Annotated in this window: 17 protein-coding genes; 11 read left to right on the forward strand and 6 right to left on the reverse strand. The window is 46.5% G+C overall.

Features of this window, described 5'->3' with window-relative positions; translation table 11 throughout:
• Nucleotides 1-56 precede the first annotated feature (56 nt).
• On the forward strand, nucleotides 57-404 hold the full coding sequence (locus FDW95_RS05410) for a nuclear transport factor 2 family protein (protein ID WP_283202153.1): 348 nt from the start codon (nucleotides 57-59) through the stop codon (nucleotides 402-404).
• Between the two features lie 1,216 nt (nucleotides 405-1,620).
• Nucleotides 1,621-2,817, forward strand: coding sequence for a site-specific integrase (locus FDW95_RS05420; RefSeq protein ID WP_115259642.1), 1,197 nt, complete (start codon nucleotides 1,621-1,623; stop codon nucleotides 2,815-2,817).
• Nucleotides 2,818-2,865: 48 nt separating this feature from the next.
• Here FDW95_RS05420 and FDW95_RS05425 read toward each other — a convergent pair whose 3' ends face one another.
• The 3 genes from FDW95_RS05425 to FDW95_RS05435 form a co-directional block, all read right to left on the reverse strand.
• On the reverse strand, nucleotides 2,866-4,641 hold the full coding sequence (locus FDW95_RS05425) for a DUF927 domain-containing protein (protein WP_115259643.1): 1,776 nt from the start codon (nucleotides 4,639-4,641) through the stop codon (nucleotides 2,866-2,868).
• 97 nt (nucleotides 4,642-4,738) lie between these two features.
• Nucleotides 4,739-5,593 carry a site-specific integrase gene (locus tag FDW95_RS05430; RefSeq protein WP_115259644.1) on the reverse strand — a complete coding sequence of 285 codons (855 nt, stop codon included), beginning with the start codon at nucleotides 5,591-5,593 and terminating at the stop codon, nucleotides 4,739-4,741.
• A 404-nt stretch (nucleotides 5,594-5,997) separates the two neighbouring features.
• Entirely contained in the window at nucleotides 5,998-7,170 is a 1,173-nt protein-coding gene (locus tag FDW95_RS05435; RefSeq protein WP_115259645.1) for a hypothetical protein, read from the reverse strand.
• A gap of 65 nt (nucleotides 7,171-7,235) precedes the next feature.
• On the opposite strand from FDW95_RS05435, the gene FDW95_RS05440 reads away from it, so the two are divergent.
• From FDW95_RS05440 to FDW95_RS05470, 7 genes are all read left to right on the forward strand, one after another.
• A complete protein-coding gene (locus tag FDW95_RS05440) occupies nucleotides 7,236-7,610 on the forward strand; it encodes a hypothetical protein (RefSeq protein ID WP_115259646.1) in 375 nt (124 codons plus the stop codon).
• A gap of 3 nt (nucleotides 7,611-7,613) precedes the next feature.
• Entirely contained in the window at nucleotides 7,614-8,051 is a 438-nt protein-coding gene (locus tag FDW95_RS05445) for a hypothetical protein (RefSeq protein WP_115259647.1), read from the forward strand.
• Nucleotides 8,052-8,145: 94 nt separating this feature from the next.
• The gene (locus FDW95_RS05450; protein WP_249358922.1) at nucleotides 8,146-8,577 is read left to right on the forward strand and encodes a DUF2787 family protein; all 432 of its coding nucleotides are present in this window, start codon (nucleotides 8,146-8,148) and stop codon (nucleotides 8,575-8,577) included.
• A gap of 12 nt (nucleotides 8,578-8,589) precedes the next feature.
• The gene (locus tag FDW95_RS05455) at nucleotides 8,590-9,081 is read left to right on the forward strand and encodes a lecithin retinol acyltransferase family protein (RefSeq protein WP_249358925.1); all 492 of its coding nucleotides are present in this window, start codon (nucleotides 8,590-8,592) and stop codon (nucleotides 9,079-9,081) included.
• The gene (locus FDW95_RS24120) at nucleotides 9,081-9,299 is read left to right on the forward strand and encodes a DeoR family transcriptional regulator (protein WP_072003736.1); all 219 of its coding nucleotides are present in this window, start codon (nucleotides 9,081-9,083) and stop codon (nucleotides 9,297-9,299) included. Before FDW95_RS05455 ends, FDW95_RS24120 begins: the two co-directional genes overlap by 1 nt.
• Nucleotides 9,300-9,393: 94 nt before the next feature.
• Complete coding sequence (locus tag FDW95_RS05465; RefSeq protein ID WP_115259648.1) at nucleotides 9,394-9,720, forward strand: hypothetical protein; 327 nt, start codon at nucleotides 9,394-9,396, stop codon at nucleotides 9,718-9,720.
• Nucleotides 9,721-9,784: 64 nt separating this feature from the next.
• Complete coding sequence (locus FDW95_RS05470; RefSeq protein ID WP_137363433.1) at nucleotides 9,785-10,177, forward strand: hypothetical protein; 393 nt, start codon at nucleotides 9,785-9,787, stop codon at nucleotides 10,175-10,177.
• On the opposite strand, the gene FDW95_RS05475 is transcribed toward FDW95_RS05470, so the two are convergent.
• The 3 genes from FDW95_RS05475 to FDW95_RS05485 all read right to left on the reverse strand — a co-directional run bounded on the left by FDW95_RS05475 (nucleotide 10,073) and on the right by FDW95_RS05485 (nucleotide 15,104).
• Nucleotides 10,073-10,675 (reverse strand): hypothetical protein, encoded by a 603-nt coding sequence (locus FDW95_RS05475; RefSeq protein WP_115259649.1) that lies wholly within the window; start codon nucleotides 10,673-10,675, stop codon nucleotides 10,073-10,075. The two genes, FDW95_RS05470 and FDW95_RS05475, sit on opposite strands and share 105 nt — an antisense overlap.
• Nucleotides 10,668-11,579 (reverse strand): WYL domain-containing protein, encoded by a 912-nt coding sequence (locus tag FDW95_RS05480; RefSeq protein WP_115259650.1) that lies wholly within the window; start codon nucleotides 11,577-11,579, stop codon nucleotides 10,668-10,670. The genes FDW95_RS05475 and FDW95_RS05480 overlap by 8 nt, the downstream gene beginning before the upstream one ends.
• A 252-nt stretch (nucleotides 11,580-11,831) precedes the next feature.
• Complete coding sequence (locus FDW95_RS05485) at nucleotides 11,832-15,104, reverse strand: hypothetical protein (RefSeq protein ID WP_115259651.1); 3,273 nt, start codon at nucleotides 15,102-15,104, stop codon at nucleotides 11,832-11,834.
• A gap of 389 nt (nucleotides 15,105-15,493) precedes the next feature.
• Between FDW95_RS05485 and FDW95_RS05490 the strand changes: the two genes are divergently transcribed.
• Nucleotides 15,494-17,338 (forward strand): DUF262 domain-containing protein, encoded by a 1,845-nt coding sequence (locus tag FDW95_RS05490; RefSeq protein ID WP_115259652.1) that lies wholly within the window; start codon nucleotides 15,494-15,496, stop codon nucleotides 17,336-17,338.
• A gap of 57 nt (nucleotides 17,339-17,395) precedes the next feature.
• Nucleotides 17,396-18,502 carry a hypothetical protein gene (locus tag FDW95_RS05495; RefSeq protein ID WP_115259653.1) on the forward strand — a complete coding sequence of 369 codons (1,107 nt, stop codon included), beginning with the start codon at nucleotides 17,396-17,398 and terminating at the stop codon, nucleotides 18,500-18,502.
• Nucleotides 18,503-18,550: the final 48 nt, after the last annotated feature.

Here is an 18,550-nt window from a genome sequence, read left to right on the forward strand (position 1 = left end):
GGAGATTCAGGGGGCCAGTCTAGGGGACAGCAGTCTACCATTCGCCTGTCGAAACGATAGCCGCGTTTGATGATGCTTTCAATGCAGGCAGGGTTGATGACCTGCTGGCTCTGTTCAGTAACCGTGCCACTATGAAAATGACTGATGGTGTGGTCATCGAAAGCGATCCTGAAAAGCTTCGGGACACTTTTTTGTCACTGACATCATCCCAGCCAGTTATCAGAAACCATATCCGCTCGATCCTCTCCGCCGGTGAAATTGCTCTGCTTATTATTGACTGGACTTTGACCATAACCACCAAGGATAGAACACTGCACGAAGAGTCCGGTACAGCAACGCAGGTGTTGTTGCGAAGCGTTGACGGAGGTTGGCGGCTGCTGATTTCAAATCCATCAGGAACGTAGTGAGTTCAGTAAGAATAGCTTGCGCTAGCAATATCGCGTGGCTGCAGAGAGGTAAGTGACATCCGCCACCACCCGCATGCCGTTTTAAGGCATGCGGTAATAACGATGAGCGCAAGATTGCTGTTATGTCTTGCTGCTTTCGGAGCGCCTGCTTTTCGCTCACAGCGGACCTTCAGCTTCGTTAGCTTATTCGCTCCGAGCCAAGCACTGACGTTGTTACCGATGTAGCGTGTTAATCTGTCGGGAACATAGCCGAAATCACTCAAACCATTAGACTTCACCTAAAACTGCAAAAAATACTGTCTTTGTCACGCTCACCGATTTTTGTCAGACTAACACTGTTCATAATGTGGGCAAGAGCCAACCAGAAAGACTGATCAGCATCAACAGGGAAGTTTCCCCCGCCACTTCCCCGCGATTCCTCCGCAGTTTTCCCGCCAGAGAGATCGACACATCCCTTGCATACCAACGCTTTGATCCAAATCTCCCGTTTTCCCGCTTAATTTTTACAGTGCGTAGATAAATGATTACTCCTGAGTGAATTTTTATATTTTGTATCGTTACGTGCATTTATAAAATTTAACAAACTCATCTTAAATAAGAACCATAACTAAAACATCAAAAAGGATAACTCTGACAGGGAATCCTTTCACACTATATCTTCATAATTCTATAACTCGTCGGAAATTATTTATGTTATGGACTCCTGTAAACGTGAAAACTTAGCGAGATTGATATTTTTGCAGTCGCATTATTCATTAACATTCTTCTCAATTAGTTAGGATTATTGAGATTTATCATAGCAGCATGCTATTTAACAACTGATTTCACATACACATTCACTTATATATTATTCATATGAATCATTTGTTATCAGTATCTTTCAGTTAATCGAATACCAATCTCATTCAATGCTACCCCAGCGTCATTTTCACGGGGAAACGGGGAATGACCAGTTAAGCCGTTATGGCGCAACGCTTTTTTACCTCCCGTTTTCAGTAAGTTCACCGGGCAAGTTGCGGGGAAGACCAGAGGCAGACCGGAGAAATTCACCTCTTCCCACCGCCCCATCTGTGACCATCATTGCCAGAACATCGCCATGCGGCCTTTCGAGCAACGGTTTGCATAACACACTGAGGCACGGGACTCTTCCCTCCCTGCCTCACTTTCTGACTGCATTACCTCATTAATCATCCTTGCATAAGGAGACTTCTGCATGTCCACCCCACGCCGTTTTAAGTTCACTCACCGCCTCATTGATGGCCTGCCCCCTAATGAAGCCAATGCCCCTTCCCGTGAAGCCGAGTACAGCGATTCGGAAATCAGCGGACTCAAATGTCTGGTAGGCAAAGGCGAAGGTAAAAAGAAATTTCTCCTGCGCTATCTCTGGCAGGGCCGCAAACGCGCCATCAGTATTGGTCACTGGCCGGAGATTGATGTCACGACCGCCCGAAAGATTGCCACTGAGATGAAACGCAAGATAGCCACCGGCACTGACCCGCGTTACGAGCGGGACAAATGCCGGGCCATTCCTACCCTTCAGGAAGCCTTCAGCCAGTATTATTTCCCGTGGGCAAAGTTGCATAAAAAGAGCTGGAATAAGGATGAACAGCGCTTTCGTGACCACATTGCCCCGGTGATGGGAAACCTGCTGCTTAATGAAATCACGCCCCGTCACGTTACCCATCTTCAGTCATCACTGTGCGAAACCTGCCAGCCCGCCACCAATAACCGGGTGATTGCCCTACTGAAAGCCCTTCTCAGGTGGTCACTGCGCCATGAGATGGTAACGGTGAACCCGGCGGCAAACATTCCTCTGCTGCGTGAGAATAACGCCCGTCAGCGGTATTTCTCGGAAACCGAAATCAGACGCATATTCGAGGCTGCCAGTGAGGACAACAGCCGGGTGGTCGGGATTTATATTCGTTTACTGCTGCTAACCGGGTTGCGTCGTGATGAGCTGAGGCTGGCAAAATGGGCGCATTACAGTATGCAGCAAGGAACGCTGTGGCTGCCGGAAACCAAGAACGGTACAGGACGACTGGTCCATCTCAATGACTGGGCGGTAAAGCTGATTGCTGAACTGCCACGCTTCGGCGGCAATATCTGGATGTTTGGTGGCAAAATTCCGGGTAAACCGGTCTGCAATGTCACGAAAGCCTTCAGGCGTATTATCCGGCGGGCGGGCATCTACGATGATGAGGTCTGCATTCACACCTGTCGGCACTCAGTTGCGGCATTAATCGTTTCCCGGGGAGGCACTCTATATGACGTTCAGGCCCAACTCGGCCACCGCAGTATTCAGTCATCACAACGTTATGCTCATCTGCATCCGCAGCGGCTTAAAGCGACCGGTCAGCTGATCGAAGAACATATTAGTTCTCTGACAGGCGGCCAGAACAGCACAACTTAAATAAATAAGGCAGCCGGAAAAGGCTGCCTATTTAATCATTACTAATTATCAAAATTTCGCTTTAGTGAACTCACTACTAATACAATAGCCGGTAACGTTGCCCCTGTTAATAGTCTTGCGCATCGTTAACCTGTCACCTTCAGGACGGATCAAAAATCCCTCAGAATCGATGAGTTGTGCCAGTTTTTTTGCATTCAGCCCCCATTTATCTGCCAACTGTCCCAATGCATCAGGCAGAATGAGGTAACAACCATCTTTTAAGCAGTACCCCGCAATATCTGTCTTTATAACACCTGGATAGGGGATTCGGAAATCATAGAACTTAGCCCCATTCGCTGCCAGATAGTTCTGCATCCCGGAAAGGACGTTCTCTTTTCGGTTGGCATCATTACGGTAATTTTTTAACCATCGGGTAAATGCCTCATAAACCACATCTAAAATGTCCTCTCTGGTCCACGGCAGAATGCCCCATTCCACTGCCAACATGCCCGTAAGATATAAAACGCCAAACCGATCCCTCGCACGATTTTCAACGTCATTTAACTCAATTTGATTTGCATGCAAACGGGATAGCAGTTCATCAGTCCGGGTACGATATGCATCTTTCAGGTACACCGCTGTCTGATGCCAGCCTAAAGCTTTATTACTATCATCAAGCAAACTGGTCAAACAGCGTACAAATTCGTAGCCTGCACTGCCATAGCAGGAGAGTAAATTGCTTTTAATCTCACCAATACGCTGACGGGCAGCTTCAGCACTTTCGCTCTCACCACGGGAATCTTCGGCTACGACCGGTATGGATAACGACCTATGCAACTGACCGTCCTGAACCGACACTCTATCTTGCCGAATGCGTTCTTCGATCGTCAGTTCCCCTGTTGATAATACGTTCTGGGACCAGGTAGACTCGACCGCCTTGCCAAAACCCTCAACGTTCATGCGCACCTTAGACTTACCAGACACCGCATCATAAAGCACATTAGAGAAGTTCTTCCCTGCAAAACTGCCTAACTCATCGACAGCAAGCGTAGTGTTGTTACTGGACGCCAGTAGGGTTTCCAGTCCATTACTAGTGGTGTTCCAGCGCTGTATACCTGTAATTGCGCCACTTCCAGGTTCTGCTGCGGGCCCATTTACACTGGCACATAGCTGCATAGCAACCGTCTTACCGGTAGAGCTGTGCCCCGCCAGATGGAACATAGCACCACCTTCACCAATGAAAGACAGAAGAGGCGAGCTCAGACCGATCAGGATTGACACTTTTGGCGCAAACCCATGCACTTTACCCGCCACCTTAAGTTTCCAGTCGTCTAGCAAACCAGAAATCGCCACACTTTCATTCACTTGCATGCTTTCTGCAGGCACGACACCTTGAAAATCCACATACTCAGGCGCAAATACCGGTGTATAGCCATACATAAAAATGAGTTCACCATCTGGCTGGAACCCTGCCTGAGTGGCGACCCGATAAACGGGCAAATCCAGCCCGCACGATGCTTCAAGGAAGCTCATAAAATGTTTTTTATTCTTAATGAACACACCACAACCTGCCAGATAGCCGGTTATCGGATCAATATTCATTGTTGCCTGTTTCAGGCAAATTGTAATCTCCACTTCAGCACCACTATGGTTAATACAACGAAGCATAATATGCCAGTTCGCATTCAGGTTTTTATTACAAGCTTTCACCACTGGCACCAGTGATTGAGTTGAAATCAGAATATCCTTATCGCCAATTTCATCATGAAAAAACAGTTGTCCATTATGTTCATAAAAGCCGTCTGGCAAGCGTACTTCAGTTGATTGTGCATTAACGTTTGACATACTAAATACCTTCTTTATCTAAATTTGAGTCGTGGAATTCCCTTCCCGGTTAAAGGAAATGAAATCCGTAATGTGGTTTAAGGTTTAATTAACAATTTCAGCGATTCAGCATTATTGATATCGCACGTTCGATGTCATCGTGTTGCTGGACGCCAAAGTAGTTTGCGTACCGCTCTGAAGTCGAAAGGCACTTGTGGCCCAAAAAACGCTTCACTGCGTACAAATCTCGTGTGGCTGCAAGCATAGCGGAGCCCGCTGTATATCTCAGCTCGTGAATAGTGAAGGGCCCAATACCTGACTTTTCACAAATTTTCTTCATTAACCTGCGGGGCTCACTGACTTTTCCCCCACTCGTTGAGCGAAATAACAGCCCATGATTACCGTGTTTATTCAGCTGTAAATAAACGATATCCATGGCTTCACCACACAGCGGCACCAGGCGCGAATCTCCACTCTTCGTATCCTTCAAAAACAGCGTCTTTCGGGTGAAATTTATGTCCTCCACACAGGCTCCACGAGCCTCTCCCAGCCGCATACCAGTGAAGGCAAGTAAATGCAACAACTGCAGGGTATCTCTATCTTCGGCCCTGATTTCAGCCCTCAGAGTATTAACAAACGCACTGAACTCGGCTGGCTCCATTGCGCGCCTCAGTGAGGCCGGTTCACGGAATGCCTTCATACCGGCAGCAGGCGAACTTTCCAAATAGCCGTATTCCACTCCCCATGTCAGGATTGCACTCAAAAGCGCAAGGTGCCTGTTCTTTGTGGAATTTTGAAGGCCATCCAGACTCTGTAAATAAGCAGCGATGTCACGTTTTTTCATCTCATGAATGTCAATATCACCCAACCTCGGAAGGATGTACTTATTAACCTTTGAAAAATCAGATGAATATGATTTTTTATATGTAAGAGCGTAGTTCAAATAGTCGGGGAGAAGCTCAGCCAGTTTCACTGCTGATTATCTCTTGCTGCCTGATGGAACGGTTTTCATGTTGAACTCCCTTTTTCGTCTATTTGTAGAAACACCCGTTGCCGTAACAGATGATGTATTTATTGGAACAGGCGCACTATCTCACAGGTGATTCAGAACTGCGGATTAACTGTGACACGTGTTTGCATGCAGGCAAAAAAAGATGCAAAAAATTCGAAAAATGTCTAATAATCAACAAATTGAATGACAGTCGTCGTTTGCAAAAATATTAAAAACGGAGCTAGATGGAGGGAGAGAGTCGCAGGGAGAATGAAAATATTTTAAATTTTTTCGATAAGATGATTTCCGCGCCAGTGTGGGCAACGGATAGCAATCATTGGTACAGCCTTCGCAACACAACTCAATTGATGCCAGCCAGAGTAAGGCTACTTGAAGGAACGATTAATTCGATCTTCCATCCGATCAAGTGGACATAAGTTCCTCTCCAGGCATTGGATAATGCTCTTATCTGGCATGCTTCCATCATAGAAAGCTTGAAGAGCAGCAAAACTCTCTTTGGCAGGTCGGGAACGTTGATTGTGGTATCTTGAAAATAGTTTTAAAAGATGGTTGTAAAGTTCAGGCCAAGTAACCTCATTATCGGCTGATTGCAAATCCTTATAGCATATATCTATCAGGATAAAATCCCGCAACCTCTTCATTTTTTTACGCACTTTGGGCACGTTAATAACGTAACGAGACTTGGTAAAAAATGAGGGCATACTCAGCACCCTTTTATTCTCTTTTGCTAAAACATAGCGCACGATGCTAAAAAGGAAAAATGTATCAAATGCTGTTTTTTTCTCATAATAATTATAGCCTGCATCATTCTCACTCATCCCTTGGTAATATAGCTCCGTCAGCTTACTGATGTTTTCGTCAATCAGTTTTATCACACCACTGACATAATCTAAAAACTGTAGTGACACGCCATCCTGGCAATAGCCACAGACCACCTCATTGAAACCTTTATCAAATATTTTATAAATTTTATCTGATGATGCCTGCCATTTGATGGGCATTGCATTCCAACCATTAGAACAGATCCCTTCCAGTACAGGTTCTTTTTCAGGAGGGAAAAATGATTTCACTATCACCTCTCCTGAATCAACCAGAGAAAACTCCCTGCCTCTGGGCTTATCTACCAGCGATTTAATATAGTCTATATAATACCGATGAAAATCATTAAGCTTCTGATAACAAAAAGAATACAGCATGAGGTGGTTGATAAGCTGCGCCTGACGGTTAGCATGAAATCGTTCGTTATTATAATTTGCACGAGCATCATCTGACGCCACGCCATACTGCAATGCCTCAGAGAAAATACAGTCAAGTCGCCCAAACACATTGCGCATCGACACATACTGCATGACACTTTTTTCTTTACTGCCATCACACCGGGACTCATTATCTTCAGGAAGATATGCACCATATATCTTCCTGATTAATGATGTCGCTGAAACATCATTAATAAACTCGATGTCTTTACTGTTCTGAATACACCACTCAGGAGAGTGTTCGAAGTGTGAAAAATCAGCGACGTTATTGCTTTTATCCATCTGTAATAATTCCAGTGTTCATCCACATATTATTCTGGTGCCCATTAATTAATCAGGACACCGCTATGCACATTATACAGTCTCCGGCAGATGCGTTCTGCCTGCCTGTGTCACCTATTCAGCAACTGCAGCTGGTTAACGAACTCACCGAATGCACTGATAGCAGTCTCACTGCTGCAACGACGCTGTGGGAAGAAACCCAAACCCAGCTTTTGTATCTGCTCCCCGATGAGGAGGAGCACCTTCCTGAACAACTGACCACCTATCTGCACCATTTGGCCTGCAATGCCGAATACGTCATTCGTCTGGATGCTTCGCTGTTTCTTGCCCTGACCATTCTCAGTGATTCAGGGCAGGGCTTTTATCTGCTGTTCCCGTCGACAGCGACCTTTACAGGTGCCGCTGAACTTATCGCTGTGGCCCAACCTTCAGGATATTAACCGATGAAAAAGACCAAATCCGCACCAGCCTCTAATGCTGAAACTCAGAATGACCTCTGCGTTCTTACCGGCGAGGCCGAGAAGATTAATCCGCATTCCACTGGCCTGCTGCACTGGGAGATGACTGAAAATCTGGACGGGGAACGGGGATTGCGCATTATTGCCAACGACAGTGGCGGTCTGTTTTCCCGGGAATGGATTGCCCTGAGTGCTATATCTGGCGTTCTGAAAGCTCATGAAACCGGTGATTTCACCTCCACTGCTCTGCGACCACTGTATACCAGCACCAGCCGTAACAATGCAGGTTTCCTCGCTGCCATTCTTCGCTGCGCTGATATCTGTCTCACCGAAGAGGGTTCAGGCGGGGCATTCAGCCATCGCTGTTACCCGGACTGGGAAAAGCGGCTGGAAAAACTGCTGACCTTCTCCCCTTCTGCCTGACCCCCTTTTATCCCCCTTGCCCTTACCCAACCCCCTCATGACCTTTGCACTGCCGAAGGCAACCCAATTTATATTGCTATAAAGGAGATTATCTGTGACCCCTTGTTCACCCACACTGCATCAGCCCACGCTTGACCTTCCCCTGAGTGGCGAGTTTATCGCACTGATAACCACACACCTCGCGCCACTGCCTGACACTTGTCAGGGTGCCGTGCTGAACTTTCGTGACCCGGAGTACAGCGCTGAAAACGGTGGCTGGCATCCGGTAGAAATCCGCCTCATCCGCAGCGAGCAGCCTGAAATATGGCAGCTGGATTACCTCACCGACTTTAGCTGGCAGGGTCGGGTCTGGGCCGAGCTGGCAAAGGAATTCGATATCAGCTGGTCTCAACGCTATGCCTGGCACTGCCTAATCGGGGAGTTGCCGCTAAACCATGAGCTGAGCGAGTTCTGGACGCTCTGGCAGGGCAATTTTGTGGCGTACTGCGCGATGGATGTATTCACCGTCACCGTTTCCCCGGACTAATAAGGAGGCTTTATGCTGTTCACGCTCATTTCCCGGCTGGTGATATACCGGCCTCTGTTCAGTCTGGCGGAGAGCTTCACCGACAATGTTATTCGTGACACGGTGGATGAACCGGCAAGAGGCGGCATCGTCTGGTGCGAACTGGCAGGTGGCTATGTTACCCACAGCGGTATCTACACCGGCAACAACCGGATTGTGCATCTGTCCGGTGATGGTGAAGTGCTTTGCAGCGACCGCAAAGGGTTTATGGCCAGACTGAATGGCCTGAACCCAGCCATGTCGGTCTATACCGATTGTCAGGGACGCTTGCCCGTGGGAAATATTGCCGCAGCCGGTCGGGCATTACGGGCGCTGGGCTCCAGACGTCAGTATCACCTGCTGAAGGAGAACTGCCACCGCTTCACAGCGGAGTGCCTGACCGGAAGACCGGATAACTCCGTGGTTCTGCATCGCCAGTTGAAAAGGCTACAACGCGGCAATACCTGGCGCGTATGGGAGGACTGATGGCCCGCGCTGAAAAACTTGCCGAACGCCTCTGCCACTGCGTCATTTTGCTCTGTCAGGGAAAGACGCTTTCTGTCCGCGTACTTACTCAACTATTCGGGATTTCACCCCGCACGGCCCGCCGTGACCTTGCCCGCATGGGCTGCATCATGGAGCCCACATCACCGGGTTGCTGGCGACTCTCTGCACCACTTCGACGTGCCTTCATCCATCGCTGAAAATTCTTTCCCCTGTGGTCATAACCTGTCCCACCCACCCGATATGCTCATTCTGCGGTATCCCGCATGGCCTGTTATTTAAGGAAAAAACATTATGAACAAGATTTTTACTGCGCTGTTTATATCGCTCATCCCGCTTGTCAGCGCTCATGCCGGGCTGGTTCAGGTTGAAAACCGGGTGAGTTGCTATCTGGCGCTAAAGGGGAATGAAACCCTGATGGAGTCCAGTGGACGTGACATAGCTTTCACCAAAAGCTGGCTGCACAACGAACTGGCCCGCCACGGCGTTGACCAGGAATCCATTAATGAAAACTTCAATGCTCTGGAAAATGAACTGCCCCGGGCTTATCAGCAGGCCGCTTTCGCGGATAAATGCGTCACTTATTACAGCAACACCGCCAACCGCAAAGGCGATGAATAGCCCATTAACGCTAGCGCTATCAATAACTGAATTCAGACCTCTTCATTCTTCACAGGTTTTTTTAATGAAAAACATCATTCTCACCACATGCATTCTGGCAGCTTCTGCTTCAGCATCCGCCGCTCAAATCTCACTGGAAACAGCGGGCCGTTGTTATGAGGCCACCCGTCAGTCAACACAAATGGCTATGCTGCTAGACCCTGATGCAAAGGAATACAAAAATATTGGCGACAACAACAAGGAGCTGTTTGGCACACTTTCGGGCGGCGTGGGCGAAAAGGACTCGAAGAAAATACGCGATGCGTGGAAAGCAATTCTGGATAATGCGGGCATGGAAGGAAAAATGGCGAAATCAGATGGGTATCGTGCAATGAATATGTATCCGCACGATGTCATTATGCAGGAAGCCAACAAGTGTGTCCGGCTGGCGATTAAAAATGGTATCGTCAAACTGTGACAGAAAATAAATAACAGAAGGGAGAGCGTTGTGCTCTCCCTTCTCGCTGACATACCGGTGCGGTTTATTTTTTCCCGGTGGCGTGATTTCGCCATACTTCACCTTCAGCCGGACGATTTCGCACTCATACCAGGTGATAATGACCTTCAGCAGCGCATTCACTTTCTCCAGGTCACGAGGAGTAGAATATCCAACTATCCCTTTATTCATAGGGCTGAAGCGTTCCTTACGGGAAAGTGTCATCGCCGCCAGTTGTTCATCAATGCCGTGCATCAGCAGGTGGCTGTCGTCCCCCGCGTGAAATCGCTCACAGATAAATTCGGCATGTTTGAGTAAAACCTCTGGCTGAACGGGGAAAGGACTGTCCAGCCAGTCTTTCAGCCCGGCATTTTGCGCATTATCATGCGCCCCCAGCAACCCGCTCAGTAAATCCACTGCGAGCGCTTCAAAAGCGTTTTCCGCATCACTATCGTCGTGTGAGTTTGTTTCATTACTCATCTGAAGAATCTCCATTCATTTCATCATATAGGGTGAGTGCACTGCGCATGTCGTCAATAATCTGATTGCGGATGGACGCTGGCTTAATAACTTCCACCTCAGGCAACCAGTATTTGATTAGAGGAATAATCTGTCGGGGGTGCGCCACACGGGAAATAACGAGCAAATCACCGGCTGGCGTTGTATGGATAATTTCCTGACCGGGGAAAAGGTTGCGGCGAGAGAAATAGGATGCCGCGCGGGCTGAGACAGAGATTAGCACTTCGGTGAGTTCATCGCCATACCAGATGCTTTCCGCAAGTTCCACCTGTTGACTGACTAAGGGATCAGGACTGAATCGCATATCACTGACCTGCACATGCGTCATCGTGGAAACTGCAAAACTCTTCAACGTTCCTTCGTGCCGGGCGGCCAGATACCAGAGCCCTCTGTCATTCACGACACGATAAGGTTCAGTGGCCGAAAACATCTTGTCTTTATAGGTAAACGCAATCCTCTGGGATGCCTGAATCGCCCCAGAAATGGCATTCAGGGTGGACATGAAAGCACCACAATTCTCATAGGGGCGTTGCTTGATCAGGAAGGGGTTGTTTTCGGTATCACCTAGGAGCACGTTCAGCAGGCGATCTTCCCAGCGTGGGAACAGCCCTTCGATACCGAGTATGCGGGTAAAACGGCGCAAATCCGTGTTGCTGCGTTGCCCCAGAATCCCTTTAGGCAGGCGGTACTGCTTTCCTTGTCGGAGCAGGTTCAGGTAAGCAAGACGCTCAGTCAGATCGCGTCGTATTGTTTTTTCGCAAACGTTAAATTCGTCAGCCAGGCCTCTGACGGTCAATGACTCTCCATTGTTGAGGCGAGTCAGTATCAATCCAAGTCGGTATCCAAGTTTGTCGTGTCGGTCCATTCCGGCATCCGGTTTGCTGAAGCGGGAATGGAATTATCAGTAGGTAGATGGACAGGTCAGGTCCAAGCATAAAATAGAAGCCAACAATAAATATTCAACTAAATCATTCAATTATGACCAACAAAAAAAATAGACACAAACTGTCCATGCGAGTCTGATATTCCGTACCAGTTATCAAGCAAAAGGAACCAATGGCTTGAAATGATGGTTGGGCCAGGGTGACTCGCACATTTTTTCATTTATATTTTGTGCTTAAATTAGGCCATTGTGGTTACTTATCACCCATCCAGCCTCCCGCTCGTAGTCATCTGCTAGTTCTCGCAAAATAATAGCAAATCGCTGAAAACCAGCATTTTCTATATCCTCGGCTTTCCCCCTAAACTGCTCTGCCAGCGCTCTTTCGGGTTTACCAGTGGGATCAACCCAATGAGCACCGCGTGAATTGTATTTTGCTTTTCTAAAACCAATGCGCATTTCATCAGCGTCACGGTCATTTAATGCGGCGGCAACTACACGGTTTATCCATAATCCATCAGGATCTGGCAAAGTATAAATTAATACTTGACCTATATGGTTGAGCGCAGCATCTAAGTGGCCAGATTTCGAACAAGATACTTTCACACTTTGCAGCCAGTCAGTGAAACACTCTTTGCTGAAAGTTCCATCTTGTTGAGTCCCGGGCGGGGTTTTCCATTCACTTAACAGTCGAAAGGCATTTCTTATTACATTTGATTCACCGGACGTTTCTTTACATATCTGTTCTTCTTTATCAGAAGCATAGATCAACCGAATTAGCTCGCAAAAAAAATCGTGATTATTGGCTAACCTGTTTTCCAGAAGTTTCGGCGCGGCTCCTCTATCACGGTTAAGCAAAGATACATATGCCCATTCAATATTAAAAAGATCGCCCTGGTTAACTGTTAGATCCTGTTGGAGAAATTTGATTAACTCGATAATATTGTACCCATCCATATCGTGATGCGGCTCGCTTGATGAGACTGCGTCACGTAACGCCTTTACACATTGAACAATATTAATTTCCTTCTTAGCATAACGCATTATGCTCAAACAATTGATTGCCGCATGTGGTCTACCATATTCAATTAATTTATCGATAGCAGTAGCGGGATAATTATCTGCTTGAAAAGGATTCGCGGCTGTACGAGACCAATACTCCCCCTCATAAGTTTGAAGCCATTCATATGTGCGGTTCCATGTCTCTTCGATAAATGGTAAACAAACCAAAAACTCTCCCAACTGCCTTGGTGACCAATCAGACTTATCAATATTGTCGCACCATTCCCAGCCATAGCGATGGTAGCGCCGCCAGATGAAATTGCTCACTAATTCTTTGAGTTTATTATCAGACGTTTCTAAAAAGTGAGGGAGAAGGGTCTTTTCGATAATATCATCTTCGATGTCCCCAAGTGCACGCCCTATATTTCCAGATAAAGAAGTAGATTTACAAAATCTAATAACCCCTACAATACCATCTTGTTTAAAAATCTCTAAAATTGCCGCATCACGGCGGGAGTCCAGTATTTTCCGCTGCTTTTCCCAATCATCGTTATCTTCATAAAGATCAAAGTCTCTCTCTGTAAATAGGCGTTGATATAAATTGAATGGATTCTTAGGAGCAAGTTGCTCAGCAACCTTCTCAATATGAATCACCAATTCATCGGGCAAAGCCCATTCTGCGTCTGCAAATCGTCGGTGTTTATTTGTAAACCTAGTGAGATGGTCCCATATGGAAAGTCTTTCCTCTTCAGGAAGTTCGGTAATTATTGGAGATACAAGGATCTGGAGCAATTGGTCAAAGGCAGGCTTGGTCAAGCTGCCAAAAATATTAATCATTGTAGAAAGGCGAGCAGGATCTTTGCCTGCTGCTGCCACGGCAAACTCAGCGTAGAAAGAAGACTGCTCAAGGTATTCCTGATCCGTAACACCTTTTCCCCCATCATCGGGAATTACCATGCGCCATTTTGGTTTATGGGTTCCAAAAGAGGTTTGGCATTGATCAGGCAAAAGCTGAATAATCAATTTCCATGCAACTTCCGGCCATTCATTAAAAAGAGTCTGAATGGCAACCTTACGCTTGCCAATGGATGCAAGCGTTTGTGGTCTCCATGGTAGAAAAATAGTTACAAGAGAATTAGATGGCCGATTGGCCCATTGACCATCAGGGTCATGGCTGGCAAGTTCACCAAGCACTACGCAGACGCGAACCAGATATTGTTCATCCCAAGCAATCCCTTCCAGTGCCCAAAGAAGACCTGTTAGATAATTATTGCCCGTTATGCCAGTGCTTTCTTGAGAAAAAAGCTCATCAAAAGGACATGGACTCAGACGCATCGACTTCTCAACAGCGTCGAGAAATTCACTCGGGGCAGTTTCGGCAAGAACGGGCAGTACACGGTTCAGACTCCCCCATAAAACCCAGTCAGAACCAGCAAAAAGCTCGCGTATCACCAGAATGCAAGTTGCTTCAGATTTCCCTTGAGAGCAGTTAGTAAATACATGAGGGTGGCTGCTCATAATAGCCAACCCTTCTGCAATACCATTTCGTAGAGTACTCGAATACTTCAGCTGTTTTCCATGAATACTGGCGGCATATCGCTCTTCGACAGGCAGATCAAATGCAGGGTCTGGCTCTTTTAGTACAGTGATAGCCAGTGTTCTAAACATATCAAGGTTCTGATCCAGAATACGTGAGCCTAATTGGTTGCATAGCTCAGCCCGGTTAACTACCGACCAAATACCATTTTTAAGAGTCAGTGGACTAGCAGAACAATGCAATATTTCTCGAGCTTTTTTTAACCATTCTTCATAACTTATCCCGAATAGTTGGGTTACCACTTCAATATCGTATGGTCCCTTGTCTTGCCAGGACCCTATCAGAATGGCCAAAGCCAGATAAGAAGCATCTGGATGCTGGGCCCAGTTAGTTTCCTTTTCAAGGCCTGAAGACATAAGAGTGTTCAGTGTTTCATTCATGGAACCTAATTGACCTAATAATTCGATCATGGCAGCTTGAGTAATTGCCGCGGTTCCTGGATCACAGACAGAGCCTGTGATACTTGCCTTGAGCACAGCTACGGCAGTTGAAATTATTGACTCAGCATATCGATGGTCTTCACCCGATTTTGCGATCAAGGACTCTACGAGAGCTTTGTAAACACCAGAATCAACTTCTTTCTCAAGTAGTCTTGCTATCGCTGTTTGTTTAAGAAAACATTGAACGTCAGTTTGCGAAAGCCATTCCATGACGTGAGGTTTTTTGAAAAAATCCGGCTGAATTGCAGCCCTCCCCAGCTCAGCAAGCGCACTCTTCCACCATGGGTGGTTGTTCTCGAGAGCCCCTAACCTGCTAAGCGCCTCATCAAGTATATTATCGGCAATATTGGTTAAATCAGCATCTGGAGCTTTTGCTGCAGAACGCTCGGCATAAAGCTGCTTAGCTTTTGGTCTAACAACTCTTATGAGAGAACCAAAAAATCGTAATACGCTGGTGGAAATAATACCCATTGAATTATGCTTTCCGGCAGAGCAATTGAATTGCAGGGATTTTATCACCTTCGACAATCAACAGCGATGGATCTACCCGATCTGTATGTAAATTGAGCTACGCACTAAAATTGACTATTCATCAGAGTTTTGCCGAAATCTCATTTAATACTTGTTGGATCGTAGTCAGCGGGAAGCAGGCCAATGAGGTCAAATTTGATATACCACTTCAAAGCAAGGCTTACTATTTACTCACTGGTTTGTTGATCTAGCACTGATTTCTACGAACTGAACCTTTCTTTATGAGCCTCGCTTGTTAGCATTACATTCTTGTAATTCAAGTATGTATGACCTTTCTTGGGTTATAAACATGACCCGCTCGCCACATCAACAACAAGAAGACGACTACCTTGAAGCCCTTTTCGCGCTCCGTCATCGAGCTTTTTGATGGCACCAAACGTTATGTCATCCCCATGTTTCAACGCCAGTATGTTTGGCGTGAAGAGAAGCAACTATCACGACTCTGGTCCGACTTACATGCGAAAACAAAGCAACGTCTGGATCGGAAGACAACGTCACCCCACTTTCTGGGCGCAATCGTCATTGCGAACCTGCCAACCTATGGTCGGCAAGTACAAGCGTATGATGTGATAGACGGACAGCAGCGCCTTACAACTTTTCAAATTCTTCTAACTGCATTCCGTGATGTTGCTAAATCGCACAATTCTGAGTTTGCTGATGAACTCAACAAGTACATCGTGAATGTTGGGATCATGGATGATAAGACCGTCGAACGTTACAAGGTCTGGCCGACACAGGTAGATCGCCTTCAGATGAAGACGCTGGTTGATTCTGGCTCACTCAATACCGTTACTGAATTGGAGCAAACATCGCTCGGCCGCCAACAGACTGGTGTAGAGCCGTTTATGATCGTTGCCTATAAATACTTTCATCAGCAAATCGCCGTTTTCGTAGCTACTGATTCTGCCGACAGCACGCATGACGATCGCATTGAGACGCTGTTCCATACTCTCAAACATGACCTAGCTTTGGTCTCAATTGAACTGGAAGGTGGGGACGACCCACAGGTGATCTTTGAAACCTTAAATGGTTTCAGTGAACCATTGCTTCCTACCGATCTACTGCGCAACTTTGCCTTCCAGAGAGCCTATCGAGAAAAGCGTGGAGAGGATGACAAAACACCCGATGAGCTTTACAACGAATACTGGTTACCATTTGATCAACATTTTTGGAAACGAGATGAAAAACAGGGACGCCTGAAGCGTCCACGAGCCGACATCTTTTTTCAACATTTCCTAGCGATGAAGCAGGCAACCGACGTCAACGTCGCACGGCTATACCACGACTACAAGATCTGGATTGAAACGGAAGCACCTTATCCCCGCATCTTTGATGAACTCAAAGACTTGGCAAAGTTTGCCAGCGTGTTCAAAAAGCTACTGACACCCGATGAGCCAAGCGAACTCAGTGCGTTTGCAGGCATGCTTAATGCCTTTGATGTCAAAACAATATCTCCACTGATTTTGTTCCTTTGCGGCGAAGTGGAGTTGGAAGGAGATGCCCTTACTCAGGCTCTAAACATCCTTGAGTCCTTTCTCATCAGACGTGCGGTTTGCTGCTTAACCACGAAAAACTACAACCGCCTTTTCTTGCAACTTGTAGAAATCCTTCGTGGAAAAGATGATGTTGTTGAGGCATTGCGCGATGCACTACTTCATGGCACCGGTGATGCGGTTGTCTGGCCTGACGATATTAGTTTCAAACAAGCCTGGCTCAATCGACCGCTGTACAACGATCTAACATCTAGCCGTGTTCAATATATTCTAAAACGCATTGAGCAAGAAAAGCGCACCACCAAGAACGAGAACATTCACATCAAGTCCGTGCTCACTGTCGAACATATCATGCCTGTAGCCTGGGAGAAAAATTGGCCACTAGCCGATGGATCTTTCGCCAAACCAGCAATTGATCGATTGCTAGTCGATGAAGAAAATCCCGAGGTAGAAAAACGGGCTCTTCTGGTCAATACGATCGGTAATCTAACGCTGCTCACCCATCCTCTCAATTCATCACTACAGAATAGCGGTTGGGATGTAAAGAGGCCTGAAATCACCAAGCAATCGTCACTGGCGCTTAACCGCGACTTGCTGGACATTGATGTTTGGGATGACAGCGAGATCATGAAACGGCAAGGAAAACTCTTGGAGATAGCTATGATTGTTTGGCCTCGTTAATTTAAATTACACTCAAAGTGATAAAGCTAGAAATTTCCTAATCGGCAGTGATATTTAATGAAAAGAAACCGGGATGATTTTAATAAACGAACAAGAAATGATTTGGCTCTACGTGCCAGCTATCTTTGTTCTCGATGTAAATGCTCAACGGTCGGGCCAAGTGATGAACGAGAAGATGCCGTCACAATGATAGGTGTCGCTGCTCATATTTGTGCTGCAGCCCCCGGACCTGGGGCTCGTCGTTACGATCCAAATATGTCGTCTGAAGAACGCTCTCATATCAACAATGGAATATGGCTCTGTGTGTCGTGCAGTGTCCTGATTGACCGGGATGAAAAGCGCTTTACTGTAGAAAAACTACATCGAATCAAGTCTGAGCATGAAAGCTCTCAGCGAATTGGTGCCTTAGAAGATAGTGGTGAAAACGAAATTGTCGCCATTGGTCCAGACATAATTGCATTGGGCCACATAATTCGTTCTGCTCCTGAAGGGTTACGAATTCGACTTTCTCATTTTGTAAGCGGTTCCGTACGAGATCTTTGGGCTTTACAACAGAACTTTAGCAAATGGTCTCCGGAAAGGCATTATGTGCTGTGCAACGAGCTTGGTTTTGGTGGGCTGCTCAACGAACCTCCTATGATTGAACGAGTCAATAATTACTATGAAATTCAGTTAGCACTTCAAACGCAAGTTATGCGACAGGATGCCCGTGCGGAAATATCAACCATGTGCCACAACACATTGAAACGAATTTCCGGAATTGAAGCTTTCATCCAAATATTTGAAAATGTTCTCAGCATGGCGCAAGGAACTTGGTTCACTGACCTTAGCCTCGGTAGTGATATGTCTGACCTTTACTGGCGCTATAGAGGTTCTCCATGGTTCAAAACTTTGGCTATGATGGAGATGATTCGCTTATCTTCAATCCCTCGATTGAATAAAAACCAGCAAACCCCAACTACACCCTTTTTGGTCGTCAATCGAGTTAATAATGTGGAAATACCGTCATTTGAATTGGTAGATCAGAAGCTTGAGATCTCAGTTGACTTCGATCTCGAGGGCATAGGGCAATGGAAACATACACTGTCAGTTTTTATCTCGACACCTGAGCAACTTATTGAAAGCCGCGAGAAAGCACGACAAATTAATCATAAATTGTTTTAATCGTGACCAATTTAAGCACGAGTTTTGAAAATCCCCGTGTCCTTGGTT

Source organism: Citrobacter sp. wls718, from assembly GCF_005280945.1.
GTDB classification, from domain to species: domain Bacteria; phylum Pseudomonadota; class Gammaproteobacteria; order Enterobacterales; family Enterobacteriaceae; genus Citrobacter; species Citrobacter gillenii.

Excerpts from the sequence above, each read along its gene's own strand:
- FDW95_RS05420 (WP_115259642.1), top strand. The coding sequence starts at position 1,621 with ATGTCCACCCCACGCCGTTTTAAGTTCACTCACCGCCTCATTGATGGC.
- FDW95_RS05425 (WP_115259643.1), bottom strand. The coding sequence starts at position 4,641 with ATGTCAAACGTTAATGCACAATCAACTGAAGTACGCTTGCCAGACGGC.
- FDW95_RS05435 (WP_115259645.1), bottom strand. The coding sequence starts at position 7,170 with ATGGATAAAAGCAATAACGTCGCTGATTTTTCACACTTCGAACACTCT.
- FDW95_RS05440 (WP_115259646.1), top strand. The coding sequence starts at position 7,236 with ATGCACATTATACAGTCTCCGGCAGATGCGTTCTGCCTGCCTGTGTCA.
- FDW95_RS05445 (WP_115259647.1), top strand. The coding sequence starts at position 7,614 with ATGAAAAAGACCAAATCCGCACCAGCCTCTAATGCTGAAACTCAGAAT.
- FDW95_RS05455 (WP_249358925.1), top strand. The coding sequence starts at position 8,590 with ATGCTGTTCACGCTCATTTCCCGGCTGGTGATATACCGGCCTCTGTTC.
- FDW95_RS24120 (WP_072003736.1), top strand. The coding sequence starts at position 9,081 with ATGGCCCGCGCTGAAAAACTTGCCGAACGCCTCTGCCACTGCGTCATT.
- FDW95_RS05465 (WP_115259648.1), top strand. The coding sequence starts at position 9,394 with ATGAACAAGATTTTTACTGCGCTGTTTATATCGCTCATCCCGCTTGTC.
- FDW95_RS05470 (WP_137363433.1), top strand. The coding sequence starts at position 9,785 with ATGAAAAACATCATTCTCACCACATGCATTCTGGCAGCTTCTGCTTCA.
- FDW95_RS05475 (WP_115259649.1), bottom strand. The coding sequence starts at position 10,675 with ATGAGTAATGAAACAAACTCACACGACGATAGTGATGCGGAAAACGCT.
- FDW95_RS05480 (WP_115259650.1), bottom strand. The coding sequence starts at position 11,579 with ATGGACCGACACGACAAACTTGGATACCGACTTGGATTGATACTGACT.
- FDW95_RS05485 (WP_115259651.1), bottom strand. The coding sequence starts at position 15,104 with ATGGGTATTATTTCCACCAGCGTATTACGATTTTTTGGTTCTCTCATA.
- FDW95_RS05495 (WP_115259653.1), top strand. The coding sequence starts at position 17,396 with ATGAAAAGAAACCGGGATGATTTTAATAAACGAACAAGAAATGATTTG.